Source organism: Teichococcus oryzae (assembly GCF_008386565.1).
GTDB classification, from domain to species: Bacteria; Pseudomonadota; Alphaproteobacteria; order Acetobacterales; family Acetobacteraceae; genus Pseudoroseomonas; species Pseudoroseomonas oryzae.
Genome location: NZ_VUKA01000002.1, coordinates 1 through 14,893 on the forward strand (window position 1 = coordinate 1; position 14,893 = coordinate 14,893).

Annotated in this window: 14 protein-coding genes and 2 tRNA genes; 11 read left to right on the forward strand and 5 right to left on the reverse strand. The window is 72.9% G+C overall.

The window, feature by feature from the left end; translation table 11 throughout:
- Positions 1–160: 160 nt before the first annotated feature.
- Both F0Q34_RS06085 and F0Q34_RS06090 read right to left on the reverse strand, forming a co-directional pair.
- A tRNA-Gly gene (locus F0Q34_RS06085) sits at positions 161–234 on the reverse strand.
- A 106-nt stretch (positions 235–340) separates the two neighbouring features.
- Positions 341–423: transfer RNA gene (locus tag F0Q34_RS06090), tRNA-Tyr, on the reverse strand.
- Positions 424–600: 177 nt separating this feature from the next.
- Between F0Q34_RS06090 and rlmB the strand changes: the two genes are divergently transcribed.
- The 3 genes from rlmB to mobA all read left to right on the forward strand — a co-directional run bounded on the left by rlmB (position 601) and on the right by mobA (position 2,589).
- Positions 601–1,530, forward strand: coding sequence for a 23S rRNA (guanosine(2251)-2'-O)-methyltransferase RlmB (rlmB, locus tag F0Q34_RS06095; RefSeq protein WP_306419380.1), 930 nt, complete (start codon positions 601–603; stop codon positions 1,528–1,530).
- Positions 1,531–1,657: 127 nt separating this feature from the next.
- Positions 1,658–1,891: a hypothetical protein gene (locus tag F0Q34_RS06100; protein ID WP_149811301.1), complete on the forward strand. Its 234-nt coding sequence runs from the start codon at positions 1,658–1,660 to the stop codon at positions 1,889–1,891.
- Positions 1,892–1,953: 62 nt separating this feature from the next.
- Complete coding sequence (mobA, locus tag F0Q34_RS06105) at positions 1,954–2,589, forward strand: molybdenum cofactor guanylyltransferase MobA (protein WP_149811302.1); 636 nt, start codon at positions 1,954–1,956, stop codon at positions 2,587–2,589.
- Between the two features lie 9 nt (positions 2,590–2,598).
- Here mobA and F0Q34_RS06110 read toward each other — a convergent pair whose 3' ends face one another.
- Both F0Q34_RS06110 and F0Q34_RS06115 read right to left on the reverse strand, forming a co-directional pair.
- Positions 2,599–2,859, reverse strand: a complete 261-nt coding sequence (locus F0Q34_RS06110) for a hypothetical protein (protein ID WP_149811303.1) — start codon at positions 2,857–2,859, stop codon at positions 2,599–2,601.
- Positions 2,860–2,874: 15 nt separating this feature from the next.
- A complete protein-coding gene (locus F0Q34_RS06115; protein ID WP_241665355.1) occupies positions 2,875–3,945 on the reverse strand; it encodes a trypsin-like peptidase domain-containing protein in 1,071 nt (356 codons plus the stop codon).
- Positions 3,946–4,028: 83 nt separating this feature from the next.
- Here F0Q34_RS06115 and F0Q34_RS06120 point away from each other — a divergent pair, with 83 nt between their 5' ends.
- The 5 genes from F0Q34_RS06120 to F0Q34_RS06140 all read left to right on the forward strand — a co-directional run bounded on the left by F0Q34_RS06120 (position 4,029) and on the right by F0Q34_RS06140 (position 9,023).
- Positions 4,029–6,398: a heavy metal translocating P-type ATPase gene (locus F0Q34_RS06120; protein ID WP_149811304.1), complete on the forward strand. Its 2,370-nt coding sequence runs from the start codon at positions 4,029–4,031 to the stop codon at positions 6,396–6,398.
- The gene (gene cueR / locus F0Q34_RS06125) at positions 6,395–6,784 is read left to right on the forward strand and encodes a Cu(I)-responsive transcriptional regulator (RefSeq protein WP_149811305.1); all 390 of its coding nucleotides are present in this window, start codon (positions 6,395–6,397) and stop codon (positions 6,782–6,784) included. Before F0Q34_RS06120 ends, cueR begins: the two co-directional genes overlap by 4 nt.
- Positions 6,781–6,993, forward strand: a complete 213-nt coding sequence (locus F0Q34_RS06130) for a heavy-metal-associated domain-containing protein (RefSeq protein ID WP_241665356.1) — start codon at positions 6,781–6,783, stop codon at positions 6,991–6,993. The genes cueR and F0Q34_RS06130 overlap by 4 nt, the downstream gene beginning before the upstream one ends.
- A 175-nt stretch (positions 6,994–7,168) precedes the next feature.
- Complete coding sequence (locus F0Q34_RS06135) at positions 7,169–7,705, forward strand: hypothetical protein (RefSeq protein WP_149811306.1); 537 nt, start codon at positions 7,169–7,171, stop codon at positions 7,703–7,705.
- A 145-nt stretch (positions 7,706–7,850) separates the two neighbouring features.
- Positions 7,851–9,023, forward strand: a complete 1,173-nt coding sequence (locus tag F0Q34_RS06140; RefSeq protein WP_149811307.1) for a CaiB/BaiF CoA transferase family protein — start codon at positions 7,851–7,853, stop codon at positions 9,021–9,023.
- 11 nt (positions 9,024–9,034) lie between these two features.
- Here F0Q34_RS06140 and F0Q34_RS06145 read toward each other — a convergent pair whose 3' ends face one another.
- Positions 9,035–11,443, reverse strand: coding sequence for a hypothetical protein (locus F0Q34_RS06145; protein ID WP_149811308.1), 2,409 nt, complete (start codon positions 11,441–11,443; stop codon positions 9,035–9,037).
- A 231-nt stretch (positions 11,444–11,674) separates the two neighbouring features.
- Between F0Q34_RS06145 and F0Q34_RS06150 the strand changes: the two genes are divergently transcribed.
- Genes F0Q34_RS06150 through F0Q34_RS06160 form a run of 3 tightly spaced genes read left to right on the forward strand, consistent with a single transcriptional unit; the run spans position 11,675 to position 14,889 of the window.
- Positions 11,675–12,859 carry an enolase C-terminal domain-like protein gene (locus tag F0Q34_RS06150; RefSeq protein ID WP_149811309.1) on the forward strand — a complete coding sequence of 395 codons (1,185 nt, stop codon included), beginning with the start codon at positions 11,675–11,677 and terminating at the stop codon, positions 12,857–12,859.
- Positions 12,856–13,383 carry a methylated-DNA--[protein]-cysteine S-methyltransferase gene (locus tag F0Q34_RS22490; RefSeq protein WP_149811310.1) on the forward strand — a complete coding sequence of 176 codons (528 nt, stop codon included), beginning with the start codon at positions 12,856–12,858 and terminating at the stop codon, positions 13,381–13,383. The genes F0Q34_RS06150 and F0Q34_RS22490 overlap by 4 nt, the downstream gene beginning before the upstream one ends.
- A gap of 24 nt (positions 13,384–13,407) precedes the next feature.
- Positions 13,408–14,889 (forward strand): serine hydrolase, encoded by a 1,482-nt coding sequence (locus F0Q34_RS06160; RefSeq protein ID WP_149811311.1) that lies wholly within the window; start codon positions 13,408–13,410, stop codon positions 14,887–14,889.
- Positions 14,890–14,893: the final 4 nt, after the last annotated feature.

Here is a 14,893-nt window from a genome sequence, read left to right on the forward strand (position 1 = left end):
GTCTTGCCATGGTCCACATGCCCGATCGTGCCAATGTTGCAGTGCGGCTTGTTCCGCTCAAACTTAGCTTTCGCCATTTATCGGTCACCCTGTCGGTCCAGCGCCGATATCCGGCGCACCATCTGCCCATGGCATCGCCCCCATGGCGCTTCCAGGCTCTTGGAGCGGGTGACGGGAATCGAACCCGCACAACCAGCTTGGAAGGCTGGGGCTCTACCATTGAGCTACACCCGCACCGCGCGCGGCCCTGAAAAACAGGCCGCGCACCGTGGCGCCATCCAACCGGGGAAAGAGATGGTCCCGGCCGCATCACGACCCATGGGTCATGGGCGGGCCGGTATGGAGGGGGTTGGATTCGAACCAACGTAGGCGCAAGCCAACGGATTTACAGTCCGTCCCCTTTAGCCACTCGGGCACCCCTCCGCACTGTCCCCGGCCGGCGGGAGCGCCGCGCTCTATCCCGTTTCCGGGCATCCTGTCAACGCACCCCACGCCGCCGGAGGCGAGAATCCCGCCGATCCGGCACGATATGGCCCAAAGCAGGGCTTCCATGCGGCGCTGGATGCTTGCACATGGCGCGCCGATCCGCAGGATGCGTCCATGTCTCGACCGCCCCGCCGGCCGGAAGGCCCGCGCCGTCCCCCGTCCCGTTCCCATTCCGATGAGGCCGCGCCCGCCGGCGCCGGCCCGCGCCGCCCGTTCAACGGCAAGCCGCGCCCCGGCCGCGCCCCGGCGCACCCGGCGGCGCCGCACGCCGCACCCCATGCCGCCGCCCCCGGCGCGCCGGACGCGCCCCGGCGCGAGAAGCCCGAGGCCAACACGCTGTGGCTCTACGGGCTGCACGCCGTGGCGGCGGCCCTGGCCAATCCGCGCCGCCGCCTCCGCCGCCTGCTGCTGACGGCGGAAGCCGAGCAGAACCTGCTGGCGCATCTGCCGAAGCCCTGGCGCCTCCAGCCCGAGCGGGTGGAGCGCGGCCGCTTCCAGACCTTCCTGACGGAGGACGCGGTCCATCAGGGCGCCGCCCTGCTGGCCGAGCCGCTGCCGCCGGTCGATCTGGAGGACGCGCTGGACGCTTCCCGCGGCACCGTGCTGCTGCTGGACCAGGTGACGGACCCCCGCAATGTCGGCGCCATCCTCCGCTCGGCCGCCGCCTTCGGCGCGGCGGCGGTAGTGATGCAGGACCGCAACGCCCCGCCGGAAACCGGCGCCATGGCGCGCGCCGCCGCCGGCGCGCTGGACATCGTGCCCGTGGCGCGGGAGGTGAACCTGGCCCGCACCATTCAGACCCTGCAGAAGCGCGGCTACTGGGTGATGGGCCTGGCCGGGGAAGCCAAGGCGGAGCTGGCGCAGGCCAAGCCGCGGGACCGCCCCGTGGCGCTGGTGCTCGGCGCCGAGGACACCGGGCTGCGCCGCCTGCAACGCGAAACCTGCGACGAGCTGGTGCGCCTGCCGATGCGCGACGCCATGGAAAGCCTCAACGTCTCGGTGGCCGCCGCCATCGCCTTGTACGAGCTGGCGCGCGATGGCTGAGCCGGCCCGCCTCCGGTGCCGCGTCCCCAACGCGGCACCGGCGTTCACCGCCGCTTAAGGCGGGGGGCGAATAGTCCAGCCGCTCACCTCCCGGCGCCAGGATGGCCGCATCGCAGGACGTTTCCGCATGTCATCCTCGCCCCGGCTTTGGGCCGATTTCTCCGAGCCCCAGCAGCTCGTGCTGTCGCAGGAGGCCCTGCGCCGGGCCGCCGAAACCCTTGCCTCCCATGCCGAGATCCTGGCGCGCGAGATGGAGGATGGCGCCCTCCTCGATCGCGGTGGGCCGGATGCGCTGCGCTTGTTCGCTTCCGTGGTGCGAGCCACCCACCAGGAAGCCTTCGGCCCCGCGCTGCGCGCCTGACGGCCCGGCCGGGCTTGCCGGTGGCCGGGGCCACGCCTTAAGCGGCTGGAATGGAACGCATCATGGACGGGGCAGCACCGGAGGGACCGGAATGGCGGAACCGGACGCTGGGCGCCATCCTGGCCGGCGGCCAGGGTCTGCGCATGGGCGGCGGCGACAAGCCGCTGCGCCTGCTGGGCAGGCGCACCCTGCTGGACCATGTGGCGGCGGCGCTGCGGCCGCAGGTGGCCGCCTTGCTGCTGAACGCCAACGGCCCGCCCGCCCGCTTCGCCGGCTGGCGGGACGCGGTGGTGCCGGATTCGCCGCCCTCGCAAGGGCCGCTCAGCGGCATCCTGGCGGCGCTGGACTGGGCGGCGGCGCATTGCCCCGACCTTCCCTGGGTGGTCACCGTGCCCGGCGACACCCCCTTTATCCCCGCCGACCTGGTGGAAGGGCTGCACGCCGCCCGTATGGCGGCAGGAATGCCGATCGCCTGCGCCCGCTCGGGCGGCCAGCCGCACCCCCCGGTGGCGCTATGGCCGGTGGCGCTGCGGGAATCGCTCCGCGCCGCCCTGGCGCGCGGCGAGGGCGGCATCCGTCGCTGGGCGGAGCCTCTGGGCCTCGCCATGGCCGAATGGCCGGACCAGCCCCAGGACCCCTTCTTCAACTGCAACACACCGGAAGATCTCCACGCGGCGGAGGCGCGGCTGCGGGGCTGAGCCGACCGCTCAGCCCTGGCGCCCTTCCAGCGCGGCGCGGATCGCCGCACGCTCCGCCACCAGATCGCCGCCCGCCACCGGCCGGCCGGCGCGGCGGTACCAATAGGCGGCGTTGGCCAGGTCGCCTTCCCAGCGATGCAGATGCGCATGCACCCAGTCACAGGCCGGGTCGCCCTCGCAATTCTGCACGATCTCATGCGCCGGGTCGAAGGCGCCCTGCTCCGCCCAGGCCAGGGCGCGCAGGGCGGGGCTGTCGGATGGTTTGGCCATGCGGGCCTCCTGATCTCAGCGTTCGCAGCGGATGAACACCGTGCCCCGGTTGGCGATGTCGCCCACATCGGCGCCGCCCAGCTCCGCGCCGGTGCTGGGCTCGGTGCGCGGGGACACGCCGGCCTGGCGCAGGAAGTTCTGCGCCGCCGTGCCCTTCACCGCGAAATTGACGTTCTGCGGGATGTCGCCGGTGCGCTTGGCGATGTTCTGGGCGTGCAGCTTGCTGACCACCACGCCGACCACATGGCCCCGCAGGTCGAGCAGCGGGCCGCCGGAATTGCCCGGCTGCACCTCGGCGCTGATCTGGTAATGGCCGGGATTGTTGCCCAGGCCGTTCAACCCGTTGACCTCTCCCCGCGTCAGCTTGGGGTCGGAGGACAACAGGCCCGGCAGGGGAAAGCCATAGGCGATGACGCCCTCGCCGCGCCGCACCTCGGGCGAGGCGCGGAAGGACAGCACCTCCCCCGGATCGCCCGGCACAACGAGCAGGGCGAGGTCCAGCTCGGCATTGACGCGGGCCGGCGGCACGGCGGGCAGGGTGCGGCCATTGGCGGTGCGGATGAAGATGCGGTCGCAGCCGCCCACCACATGCTGGTTCGTCAGCACCCGGTCCGTGGCAACCACGAAGCCGGTGCCGGAGGACACGCGGGCGCGCGGGTTGGGCTCGCCCGGCGCCGGGCGGCTGGCGGCGGCGCGCAGGTCGGCCTCCTCCACCACGATGCGCGGCGCGGCGCAGATGTCGCGGTTGCGCAGCACCGCTTCCCGCCCGTCCGCCATCACCAGGCGCAGGTCGAAGCGGCAGCCCGCCTCGGCTTCGGCGCGGAAGGCGAAGACCTTGGCGGTGGGCATCGGGCCGGGCAGCAGGTTGCGGCCCCAGTCGCCGCGGCCGCTGCGCACGGCATGCAGCGCCCGCGCCTCCTGCCCGGTCCGGTTGGCGAGCTGGACACGCCGGTCTTCCGCGGCGGGGGCGGTGGCGGCGGGCGCCTGGGCCAGGGCCGGCGGCGCCGGCCAGGAAGGCGCGAGCAACGAGCCGAGCAGGATCGCGGCCATGGGGCGGGACGGAAAGCGGAAGCGTGTGCGGACCATGGCGCAGCATGTGTTCCGCGCCGGGCGCAGCGTCAATCGCCGCCCTTGACCTTCCCATGATGGGAACCCCCATCTGGTGATCCATGCCCGATCTTCCCGCCCCTTCCGACCGCCTGACCCTGCCCATCACCGGCATGAGCTGCGCCGCCTGCGCCGGCCGGGTGGAGCGTGCCCTGAGGAAGGTGCCGGGGGTCAGCGGCGCTTCCATCAACCTCGCCAGCAACCAGGCCAGCGTGGAAGGCAGCGCCGCCCTGCCGGCCCTGGCCGAGGCCGTCAGCCATGCCGGCTACGGTCTGGCGGAGGAGAAACGGGACATCGGCATCGGCGGCATGACCTGCGCCTCCTGCCAGGGCCGGGTGGAGCGGGCGCTGAAGCGGGTTCCGGGCGTGCTGGCGGCCTCGGTGAACCTGGCGACCGAGCGGGCGCATCTGCGCGTCCTGTCCGGCCTCGACCCGGCGCTGCTGGCGGCGGCGGTGGAAAAGGCGGGCTACAGCGTCACCGATCTGGGGGAAGAGGCGGAAGCCGCCCCCGATCGCGGCCATCGCCGCCAGCGCCTGGAACTGTTCATCGCCTTCCTGCTGGCCGCACCCTTCCTGCTGGGCATGGTTGGCATGGCGATCGGCCAGCACTGGATGCCGCCCGGCTGGGCACAGGCGCTGCTGGCGGCGCCGCTGCAATTCTGGCTGGGCGCGCGCTTCTACCGCGCCGGCTGGCGGGCACTCAGGGCCGGCACCGGCAACATGGACCTGCTGGTGGCCATCGGCACCAGTGCCGCCTTCGGCCTGTCCCTCGTGCTGCTGCTCCGGGGCGATCCGCACCTGTATTTCGAGGCCTCGGCGGTGGTGATCGCCTTTGTGCTGCTGGGCCGCTTCCTGGAGGCGCGGGCCAAGCGCGCCACCGGCGCCGCCATCGCCGCCCTGCTGGCGCTGCGCCCGCGCACCGCCCGCCGCCTGGACGCCGAGGGGCGGGAACAGGAGGTGCCCGCCGCCGCCCTGCGCATCGGCGACCGGCTGGTGGTCCGGCCCGGGGAGCGCATCCCGGCCGATGGCGTGGTGGAGGATGGCGCCTCGGGCGTCGATGAAAGCGCCCTGACCGGCGAAAGCCGGGCGGTGGAGAAGCATCCCGGCGACACCGTCGCCACCGGCACGGTGGCGCTGGATGGGCGCCTGCTGTTCCGCGCCACCGCCGTGGGCGGCGAAACGCGGCTGGCGCAGGTGGCCGCGCTGGTGCAGGCGGCGCAGGCCAGCCGCGCGCCGGTGCAGAAGCTGGTGGACCGCGTCAGCGCCGTGTTCGTGCCCGCCGTGCTGGCGGTGGCGGCGGTGGCCTTCCTGGGCTGGCTGCTGGCCGGCGGCGGGGTGGAAGCGGCCATCCTGCACGCCGTGGCGGTGCTGGTGATCGCCTGCCCCTGCGCCCTCGGCCTCGCCACCCCGGCCGCCATCATGGCCGGCACCGGGGCGGCGGCGCGCGCCGGCATCCTGATCCGCGACGCGGCGGCGATCGAGCGTGCCGGCCACATCACCCTGGTGGCCTTCGACAAGACCGGCACGCTGACCGAGGGCCGCCCGCATCTGGTGGCCCTGCACCCCGCCCCCGGCACCACGCGGGAGGAGGCCCTGCACGCCGCCGCCCGGCTCCAGGCCGGCAGCGAGCACCCGCTGGCCCGCGCCGTGCTGGACGAGGCCGGGGCGGGCGTCGCGGCGGCGGAGCGTTTCCGCGCCCTGCCCGGACGCGGCGTGGAAGGCGTGGTGGCGGGGCGCCGCCTGCTGCTCGGCAGCCAGCGCCTGCTGGGGGAAAGCGGCGCCGCTCCCGGCCCGCTGGAGGAACCGGCGCGCGACGCGGCGGCGCAGGGCCACACCCTGTCCTGGCTGATCGATCCGGCGGCGCAGCGCCCCCTCGCCCTGCTGGCCTTCGCCGACACGCCGCGCGCGGGCGCGGCCGAAGCGGTGCGCGCCCTGCGGGCGCAGGGCGTGCGCGCCGCCCTGCTGTCCGGCGATGCGCCGGCGGCGGCGGAAGCGACGGGCCGCGCCCTCGGCATCGCGGAGATCGCGGCGGGGGTGCTGCCGGAAGGCAAGGCGGCGCAGGTGGCGTCCTGGCAGCAGGGCGGCGCGCGGGTGGCCATGGTCGGGGATGGCGTGAACGACGCGGCGGCGCTGGCCACCGCCGATCTCGGCATCGCCATGGGCTCGGGCACCGATGCCGCCATCGCCGCCGCGCATGTGACGCTGCTGCGGCCCGATCCCACCCTGGTTCCTGCGACCTTGCGCATCACCCGCGCGACCCTCGCGAAGATCCGGCAGAACCTGGCCTGGGCCTTCGGGTTCAACACGCTGGGCATCCCGCTGGCCGCCTTCGGGCTGTTGTCGCCGGCGCTGGCGGGGGCGGCCATGGCGTTTTCCTCGGTGGCGGTGCTGTCCAACGCCCTGCTGCTTTCCCGCTGGAAGGAGCGCGCATGAACATCGGCGAGGCGGCGCGGCGCTCCGGCCTCAGCGCCAAGATGATCCGGCATTACGAGACGCAGGGGCTGGTGACGGCCCGGCGGCTGGCGAATGGTTATCGCGATTACGCCGAAGCCGATCTCGCGGTGCTGCGTTTCATCCGCCATGCGAGGGCGCTGGCCTTTCCGCTGGAGGATGTGCGCCGCCTACTGGCGCTGTGGCGGGACCGCAACCGCGCCAGCGCCGATGTGCGGCGCATCGCCCTCGACCATGTGGCCGCGCTGGAAGCCAAGGCGCAGGCCATGCAGGCCATGGCGCATTCGCTGCGCCACCTGGCGGCGCATTGCCATGGCGATGGCCGCCCCGATTGTCCCATCCTGAACGAACTGGAGAAAACCCCGTGAGCGAAAGCGAAAGCATGCTGCTGAAGGTCGAGGGCATGGATTGCGCCCATTGCGTCCGCGCCGTGACCGAGGCGATCAAGGCCGAGGACCCGCAGGCGGAGGTGGTGGTGGACCTCAATGCCGGCACGGTCAGCGCCACCACCATCCTGCCGCGCCCGCGCGTCGCGACGCTGGTGGAGGAGGAAGGCTACACCGTCGCCCAGGGCTAGCTCCCCGGGCCAATTCCCTCCGCTGGCCCCCAGGGGCTCGTTCCCAAGGGCAAGCTGCCTGGGGCCGCACTTCCTGGGAGCCGATTTTTCCGGCTCCCAGGAAGCACGGTCGGCCACGGGTTCATTCTTCCTTCATCCGGCCCTGGCAGCCTTCGCCCGGCAAGATGCGGAGGCCATGCGCCCGATGTGGAAGACCCCGACCCCGCCGCAAACGCGGCCAATGCCCGTGCCGGAAGGGCCGCGCGCCCCTTCGGCCCTGGCCGACTACAACCAGAACCGCTTCACCGGCTATGGCGGCAGCGACATCCACCTGGTGCCGCCCAAGGCGCCGCCCAGGGTCGGCCCGCTCATCGCCCGGCTGCAGGGGGAGCTGGCGCGGCTGACCGAAACGCATCGCGACTTCCTGGCCCGGCATGAGAAGACCGACCGCCGCGTCCTGAACCGCACGCCGGAAGGATGGGCCGTGGCCTGGCGCCGCTGGGCGATCAGCGACCTCGGGGACCGCGCCGCCCTGGCGCGGGACATCTTCGTCATCTATCGCGGTGACAGCTTCGGCCACCGGCTGTTCCTGGACAAGCAGGGCCAGCAATTGCTGGCGGTGCAGCCGGGCGCCCCCACCTCCCCCCTGCGTTACGCGCGGCTGAGCGCGACCACCGACCTTTGCGACCTTTATGGCCCCTTCGCCCGCCTGTCGGACAATCCCATGGGATAGCGATGGCCCATGGGATAGCGATGGCCCATGGAACAGCAACGGCCCGGGGTATGAAGATGGCACGGGTGTTCCTTTGCGGCGGCGGCGTTTAAATCCTCCGCGCGCGGGCCCCCGGGGCCTGCCCCGAAGGAGGATCATCCAGGCCATGCAGCCGCTTGCCCGCTTTACCGTGCTCGACCTGACGCGCGTGCGCTCCGGCCCCACCTGCGTCCGCCAGCTGGCCGATTGGGGCGCCAATGTCATCAAGATCGAGGCGCCGGAGGAGATCGACACCGGCAAGGGCCTGGGTGGCGACGCGCTGGGCCCCGACTACCAGAACGTCCACCGCAACAAGCGTGGCATCACCCTGAACCTGAAATCGCCCGAGGGCCTCGCCACCTTCCGGCGCATGGTCGCCCAGGCCGATGTGGTGGTGGAGAATTACCGCCCCGACGTGAAGACGCGGCTCGGCATCGACTACGATTCGCTGGCGGCGATCAACCCCGGCATCGTGCTCGGCTCGATCTCCGGCTTCGGCCAGGACGGGCCCTACGCCAAGCGCCCGGGCTTCGACCAGATCGCCCAGGGCATGGGCGGGCTGATGAGCGTGACCGGCCTGCCCGGCCAGGGCCCGGTGCGCGCCGGCATCCCGGTGGCCGACCTCACCGCCGGCCTCTATTGCGCCATCGGCATCCTGGTGGCGCTGCTGGAGCGTGAGCAGACGGGGCGCGGCCGCTGGGTCCACACCTCCCTGCTGGAAGCCATGGTGGCGATGATGGACTTCCAGGCCACGCGCTGGACCATGAAGGGCGAGGTGCCGAAGCAGGCCGGCAACGACCACCCCACCACCATCCCCACCGGCCTGTTCAGGACGCGGGACGGCGTCATCAACATCGCCGGCGGCGGCGGCGAGATGTGGCGCCGCATCGTCGAGGTGCTGGGGATCGAGGAGGAGGCGAAGGACCCGGACCTCGCCACGGACCAGCTGCGCTCGAAGAACCGCGCCAAGACCAACGCGGTGCTCCAGGCGAAGCTTGAAACCGATGATGGCGCCACCTGGGTGAAGAAGTTCAACGCCGCCGGCGTGCCCTGCGGCCCGGTCTACTCCATGGACCAGGTCTTCGCCGACGAGCAGGTGAAGCATCTCGGCCTGGCCTGGACGGTGCCGCATCCGGTGCTAGGCGACATCGCCCTGGTGCGGCCGCCGATGCAGCTGGCCGGCGCGCAGCCTTCCCGCCGCCCCACCCCGGCGCGCGGCGAGCACACCGAGGAGGTGCTGCGCGAATTCGGCTTCGACGAGCTGGAGATCGCGGCGCTGCGCGAGAAGAAGGCGATCTGAGCCAGGCTTCGTCAGGGCGGGGTGGCGCAGCCCGGCTCGGGCGGCCGTGGTTCCGGCGCTTCCTGGCCGTTCCACGCGGCCAGGAAGCGGGCGCGCTCCGTCTGGTTGCCTGAGCATGGAAAGCCGGCCAGCCCGGCTTCCAGGATGCTGCCGCGGGCGGCTTCGGGCAGGACCCAGTTGAGCGGAGCCGACCTCCCGCCGGCATCCGGGCCGAGGGTGAAGGCGAAATAGTCCCGCCCTTCCTGCTGCCCGCAAAAGCCTTCCCGCAGAAAGGCGGCGCCGGAAACCGACGCTTCCCCCCGCACCTTGACCAGCGCCCCGAAGGGGGACAGCAGGAAGTCCAGCGGCGAAGGCGGCTCCACCAGCGTCGGCGCAGGAACCGCGACGCCGCAGCGCGGCACCAGCACCCTGGACGTGCCATCGGCATTCCTCAGCACCCGGCCGGGATCGCTCCAGGCCTGCACCACGAACACATGCAGCGTCGTGCCCTGGAGCCGGTGGCCGGCGGTCACGCGCAGGTCCCGGTGGGCGGCGTCCAGCGCGCGGATGGCGGCCGCCAGGGCTCCGGTGCCGAGATTGTCGGCATAGCCGCCATCCACCACCTGCCCCTGATCCGGCGCCCCGGCATCGGGGCCACGCAACAGGCCGGGCGCCGTCACATAGGGGAACCGGGCGCTGTTGCTGACCGCCACGGTGAAGGGCAGGTCCGATCCCAGCGCGCGCATGGCGTCCACGGCGCCGGGAATGGCGGCGCAGCCCGTCGCATGGCGCCCGCAATCCCGTGGCTGCCCCGCCTCGTCGCGCAGCGGATCGGCCACCGGCGCCGTCAGGACCAGCCGCCCATCCTCGATCCGCGTGCCGGTGGTGAACAGGAGCGGCAGCCTCGGCCGCGACGGATGCTCCGCGCCGAAGGTGCTGGCGGCCAAGCCCCTGTTCATGGGAATGCCCTGCTCCCCGAGGGCGCCTTCCCAGCTCCGCTCCAGCCATTGCGTCCGCTCCAGCGGCACGATCCCGGCCGAGGTGAGCGCGGCGGAAACCGGCCCCAGGATGCGCCACATGGCATCGCCCGAGAACAGCCCGGCCAGGGTGGGTGACAGGAAATCGGCGCCCAGCGCCTGATGCAGCCTGTCGAAGCGGGCGGGGGCGGGCTTCGCGGCCCCGCCTTCCGCCGGCGTGCCGCAGCCGATCCCCGCCTCCGCCAGGGAGGCGACATAGCCCGCCGCCCCCAGCGCCCCGCCGGATACCCCGCTGACCGCGAAAAGATGCCGCGCCGGGTCCACGCCCTGCTGCTCCAGCTCGCGCAGCACCGCGGCGGACCAGAGCGCCGCGCGCGACGCCCCGCCCGAAGCGCCGGCCAGCACCACCCGCACCCGGTTGCCCGTGGCCGGCTCGGCGCAGCTTTCGAGCCATTCCCGCGCCGCTTCCGCCAGGCTGGGCCGCTGCGGCGGCCTCGCCATTTCCCCGGATACGCGGATGGCAGTGTTGATGTTGGCAGCCGCCGACCCCGCCACCCAGAGGCCCAGCAGCAGCAGCGCCGGCCAGCGCTGCGCCGCCATCAGGCCGGCGGCGGGGGCCAGCAGGGTCATCAGGCCGCTCATGCCGGCCAGGGCGTTCGGCAGCGGCCCCACCGTCTGCGACCACCACAGCATCGGCCCGGCCCCCGTCCAGACCAGCACCGACACGGCCAGGGTGAGCAGCGCCAGGACCGCCGGGGCCCAGGGGGTCAGCGGCGCGCTGGCCCAGGCGAGGCGCGCCCAGCCGCGCCAGCCCGAGGGCCGGCCGCCGGTCCAGGGCCATAATTCGTCATGCAGCATCACGCGGTTCCACAGGGACGGCTTCAGAACCTGCCCCGCGTGCCGCCTCCGCCGCCAGGCCAGGGCGAACAGCGCCACCGCCACGCCAAGAACCAGCGCGGCCAGCACCAGCAATTGCCCGTCCCGCATGAGGTCGCGGCTGGACAGGATGGCGATCAGGGCGGCGATGGCCGGGGCCAGGGCCAGGAGGCGCGGCAGCCAGGCCCAGCTCCGGCTCGGCTCATGGCCAGGCCTGCGCCTTCCCGTGGCGGGACCGGGAGGCAGCAGCGCCGCATCCCGGGCCAGGTTGAGCGACCAGCGGCCCCAGAACCAGCAGACCACGCCCAGCAGGAACACGGCAGCGGCCAGCAGAATGAACTGCACGGCCCCTTCGGTGCCGGCGATCATGTGCCGCACCTGTTCCGGCACGGTGAGCGCGGCCACGCCGGTGACGGTGAAGGCGAAGGGAACCCGCGCATGCCAGATCGCCAGGCGCATGCCGGGCCAGGCGATCAGCAGCCCGCCAAGCCCCAGGCTGACGCCGGCCCAGCCCCAATCCTGCCTTCCGGACCAGAAGCCCAGCCCCGCCATCGCCAGGATGGCGACCGCCACCCATCGCGCGGCCACAAGCCCTTTCCTCACGGCACCGGCCCCCGCTGGCTCGCTTCCCCGGCACCATCCACGCCAATTCGTTCCATTTCAACAACGATTATGCGCGCCGCCGGGCAGGGTGCCGGGTGGGGATGCCAGGTGGGGATGCCAGGTGGGAGGCCAAGCGGTGGGGGGCGACTTCCCGCTTGACTTGGCCCGCTTCCATTCGGGATGTCGGGCGGCCAAGACAAGGAAACGCCCCACACCATGCGCATCACGCGGATCCGCGAAGCCGTCGCGCCCATCAGCAGCGACATCGCCAACGCCTATATCGACTTCTCCAAGATGACGGCCAGCATCGTCGCCGTCACGGTGGAGGATGGGAATGGCCGCTCGGCCACCGGCTTCGGCTTCAACTCCAATGGCCGCTACGCCCAGCCGGGCCTGCTGCGGGAGCGCTTCATCCCCCGCCTGGCGGAAGCGCCGGAAGCCCTGCTGTCCACGCCCGAGGGCACGCTGAACCCGGCCGGCGCCTGGGCCGCCATGATGCGGAACGAGAAGCCGGGCGGGCATGGCGAACGCTCGGTCGCCGTCGGCGTGCTGGACATGGCGCTGTGGGACGCCGCGGCGAAGCTGGAAGGCGTGCCGCTGTGGAAGCTGCTGGCCAACCGCTACCGCCAGGGCGAGGCCGATGACACCGCCTGGATCTACGCCGCCGGCGGCTACTACTACCCTGGCAAGGGCGTCGATCAGCTGGTCGAGGAAATGCGCCGCTATCTCGGCATGGGCTATTCGGTGGTGAAGATGAAGATCGGCGGCGCCCCCGGCACGCCGCTGCGCGATGCGCTGAAGGAGGATGTCGCGCGCATCGAGGCGGTGCTGGCGCTGCTGGGCGGCGATGGCTCGCGCCTTTGCGTGGACGTCAATGGCCGCTTCGGGTTGCACGCGGCGCTGAGCTATGCCGCCGCCCTCGCCCCCTACAAGCTGCGCTGGTACGAGGAGCCGCTGGACCCGCTGGACTACAGCACCCACGCGGCGCTGGCCGAGCATTACGCCGGCCCCATCGCCACCGGCGAGAACCTGTTCTCGGTGCAGGACGCGCGCAACCTGATCCGCCATGGCGGGCTGCGGCCGGATCGCGACATCCTGCAATTCGACCCCGCCCTGTCCTACGGCCTGGTGGAATATCTGCGCACGCTGGAGATGCTGGCCGCCCATGGCTGGTCGCCCCGCCGCTGCGTGCCGCATGGCGGGCACCAGTTTGCGCTCAACATCGCGACCGGGCTCGGCCTTGGCGGCAATGAAAGCTATCCGGAGGTGTTCGCGCCCTTTGGCGGCTTCGCCGACGACACGCCGGTGCAGGACAGCCGCATCCGCATGCATGACACGCCCGGCATCGGTTTCGAGCGGAAATCGGCGCTTTACGCCGTGCTGCGGCAATTGGCCGAATGATCCTCGGCCTGGAGCGGGTGGCCTCGCCCATCGGGCCGGTGCTGCTGGTGTCCGATGGGCGCTCGCTCCTGGCGCTGGAGTTCGACGAACCGGAAGAACGGTTGCTGCCGCTGCTGCGCCGCCGCTTCGGGTCCAGCCTCCTTTTGCGGGAGGCCGTGACCGGCTTCGCCCCCGCCCTGCGCGCCTATTTCAACGGGGCGCTGGAGGCGCTGGATGGCTGGCCCCTCGATCCGGGCGGGACGCCGTTCCAGCAACGCTGCTGGGCGGCGCTGCGCGCCATTCCGGCCGGGCAGACCCGCAGCTATGGCCGGGTCGCCGCGGATCTCGGCCTGCCGCGCGCGGCCCGCGCCGTCGGCTTGGCCAATGCGCTGAACCCGGTCAGCATCGCGATCCCGTGCCACCGGCTGGTGGGCCATGACGGCGCCCTCACCGGCTATGGCGGCGGGCTGGAGCGCAAGCGCTGGCTGCTGCGGCACGAAGCTGCCAGCATGGGCTCGACCGTGGATGGCGCTTCGGTAAGCTGACCCGCCCACAGCCTGGATTCCCCGATGCACAACTGGTCCCGCGCCACCGCCACCGCCCAGCAGATCGCCGCCGGATGGGCGGGCGGGCCGGGCGGGGCCATCGTGCTGTTCGACTCCGGCGGGCCGGTCCAGGCGGTGGCGGGCGGCCTCGCCAGCCTGGAGCACGGGCTGGCCTTCACACCCGATACGCCCAACCGCTACGCCTCGATCAGCAAGCACTTCCTGGCGGCGACGCTGCTGCTGGAAGGCGTGCCGATGGAAGCGCCGCTCGGCGCCCTGCTTCCCGGCCTGCCGGCCGCCCTGGCGGAGCTGCCGCTCGGCCGCGCCCTGGACATGACCGGCGCCGTGCCGGATGCGATGGAGCTGCTGTGGCAGCAGGGCGCGCCCTTCACCGCATCCCTCGGCGCCGAGGCGGTGTTCGGCCTGCTGCGGCGCCTGCCGGGGCTTTGCGCCGCGCCCGGCACGGAGATGGCTTATTCCAATTCCGGCTGGCGCCTGGCGCAGCGCATCCTGCCCGACTACCCGGCGGCGCTCCGGCAGCGCCTGCTGGAGCCGCTCGGCCTGCCCATCGCCTTTCCGCTGGACGAGGCGGAAGCGGTGCCCGGCCTCGCCACCGGCTACTGGCAGGATGGGGCGGCGTGGCGGCGCGGACGCTACGGGATGCATTTCTCCGCCTCGGGCGGGCTGGCAGGCAGCGCCAACGCGCTGGCGCGCTGGGCCGCCGCGCTGATGGCAGGGCGTGGTCCCCTTTCCGGCATGCTGGAGCGGCTTGCCGCGCCGCGCGCCTTCACCGATGGCACGCCCTCCGCCTACCGGCTGGGGCTGGTGGAAACGGCGCTGGGCGGCACGCGGCTGCTGGCGCATGGCGGCTCCCTGCCCGGCTACCGCAACCACCTGCTGCTGGCGCCGGAGCAAGGGGTGGGCGTGGCGCTGCTCACCAACCGGGAGGAGGAGGCGCTGTGGCCGGCGCTGCGCGTCATGGCCGCGCTGCTGGGCGAGGCCATGCCGGAGCCCGCCGCCAACCCCACCGGCCTTTACGCCAGCGCGGAAGGTCCCTTCTGGGCGGAGCTGACGCCGGGCGCCATCAGCGTCATGGGCGGCCATGAGGCGCTGGTGGCGGATGGGGATGGCGGCTTCCGCTCCCTGCCCGCCTATCTGGAGATGCGCCTGCGCGTGGCGCCGGATGGCGCGCTGGAGGGGCGGATCGGCGGCGCGCCCCGTCGCCTGCTGCCGGTGCCTCCTGGGCTGGCGCCCGACCCCGCCTTGGCGGGGCAATGGCGGGATGACCTGCTGGGCGCGGAGCTGCTGATCCGCCCCGATGGCAGCGCCCGCTTCCCCTGGGCCGGCAGCCTGGGTGCGGAAACCACCCTGACGCCGCTTCCGGGCGGGCGGGCCCTGGCCTCGCTCACCCATGGCCCCTGGCGGCACCGGCCCTGCCTTTGGCTGGAAGACGGGGCGCTGCGCCTGGCCAGCCACCGCGCCCGCATCCTGCGCTTCCGCCGATAACAAC

What these genes read in the sequence shown, in the direction of transcription:
- rlmB (WP_306419380.1), top strand. Translation starts at nt 601, where the DNA reads ATGTCTCGACCGCCCCGCCGGCCGGAAGGCCCGCGCCGTCCCCCGTCC.
- F0Q34_RS06120 (WP_149811304.1), top strand. Translation starts at nt 4,029, where the DNA reads ATGCCCGATCTTCCCGCCCCTTCCGACCGCCTGACCCTGCCCATCACC.
- F0Q34_RS06100 (WP_149811301.1), top strand. Translation starts at nt 1,658, where the DNA reads ATGTCATCCTCGCCCCGGCTTTGGGCCGATTTCTCCGAGCCCCAGCAG.
- F0Q34_RS06140 (WP_149811307.1), top strand. Translation starts at nt 7,851, where the DNA reads ATGCAGCCGCTTGCCCGCTTTACCGTGCTCGACCTGACGCGCGTGCGC.
- F0Q34_RS06135 (WP_149811306.1), top strand. Translation starts at nt 7,169, where the DNA reads ATGCGCCCGATGTGGAAGACCCCGACCCCGCCGCAAACGCGGCCAATG.
- mobA (WP_149811302.1), top strand. Translation starts at nt 1,954, where the DNA reads ATGGACGGGGCAGCACCGGAGGGACCGGAATGGCGGAACCGGACGCTG.
- F0Q34_RS22490 (WP_149811310.1), top strand. Translation starts at nt 12,856, where the DNA reads ATGATCCTCGGCCTGGAGCGGGTGGCCTCGCCCATCGGGCCGGTGCTG.
- F0Q34_RS06150 (WP_149811309.1), top strand. Translation starts at nt 11,675, where the DNA reads ATGCGCATCACGCGGATCCGCGAAGCCGTCGCGCCCATCAGCAGCGAC.
- F0Q34_RS06160 (WP_149811311.1), top strand. Translation starts at nt 13,408, where the DNA reads ATGCACAACTGGTCCCGCGCCACCGCCACCGCCCAGCAGATCGCCGCC.
- F0Q34_RS06115 (WP_241665355.1), bottom strand. Translation starts at nt 3,945, where the DNA reads ATGGTCCGCACACGCTTCCGCTTTCCGTCCCGCCCCATGGCCGCGATC.
- cueR (WP_149811305.1), top strand. Translation starts at nt 6,395, where the DNA reads ATGAACATCGGCGAGGCGGCGCGGCGCTCCGGCCTCAGCGCCAAGATG.
- F0Q34_RS06110 (WP_149811303.1), bottom strand. Translation starts at nt 2,859, where the DNA reads ATGGCCAAACCATCCGACAGCCCCGCCCTGCGCGCCCTGGCCTGGGCG.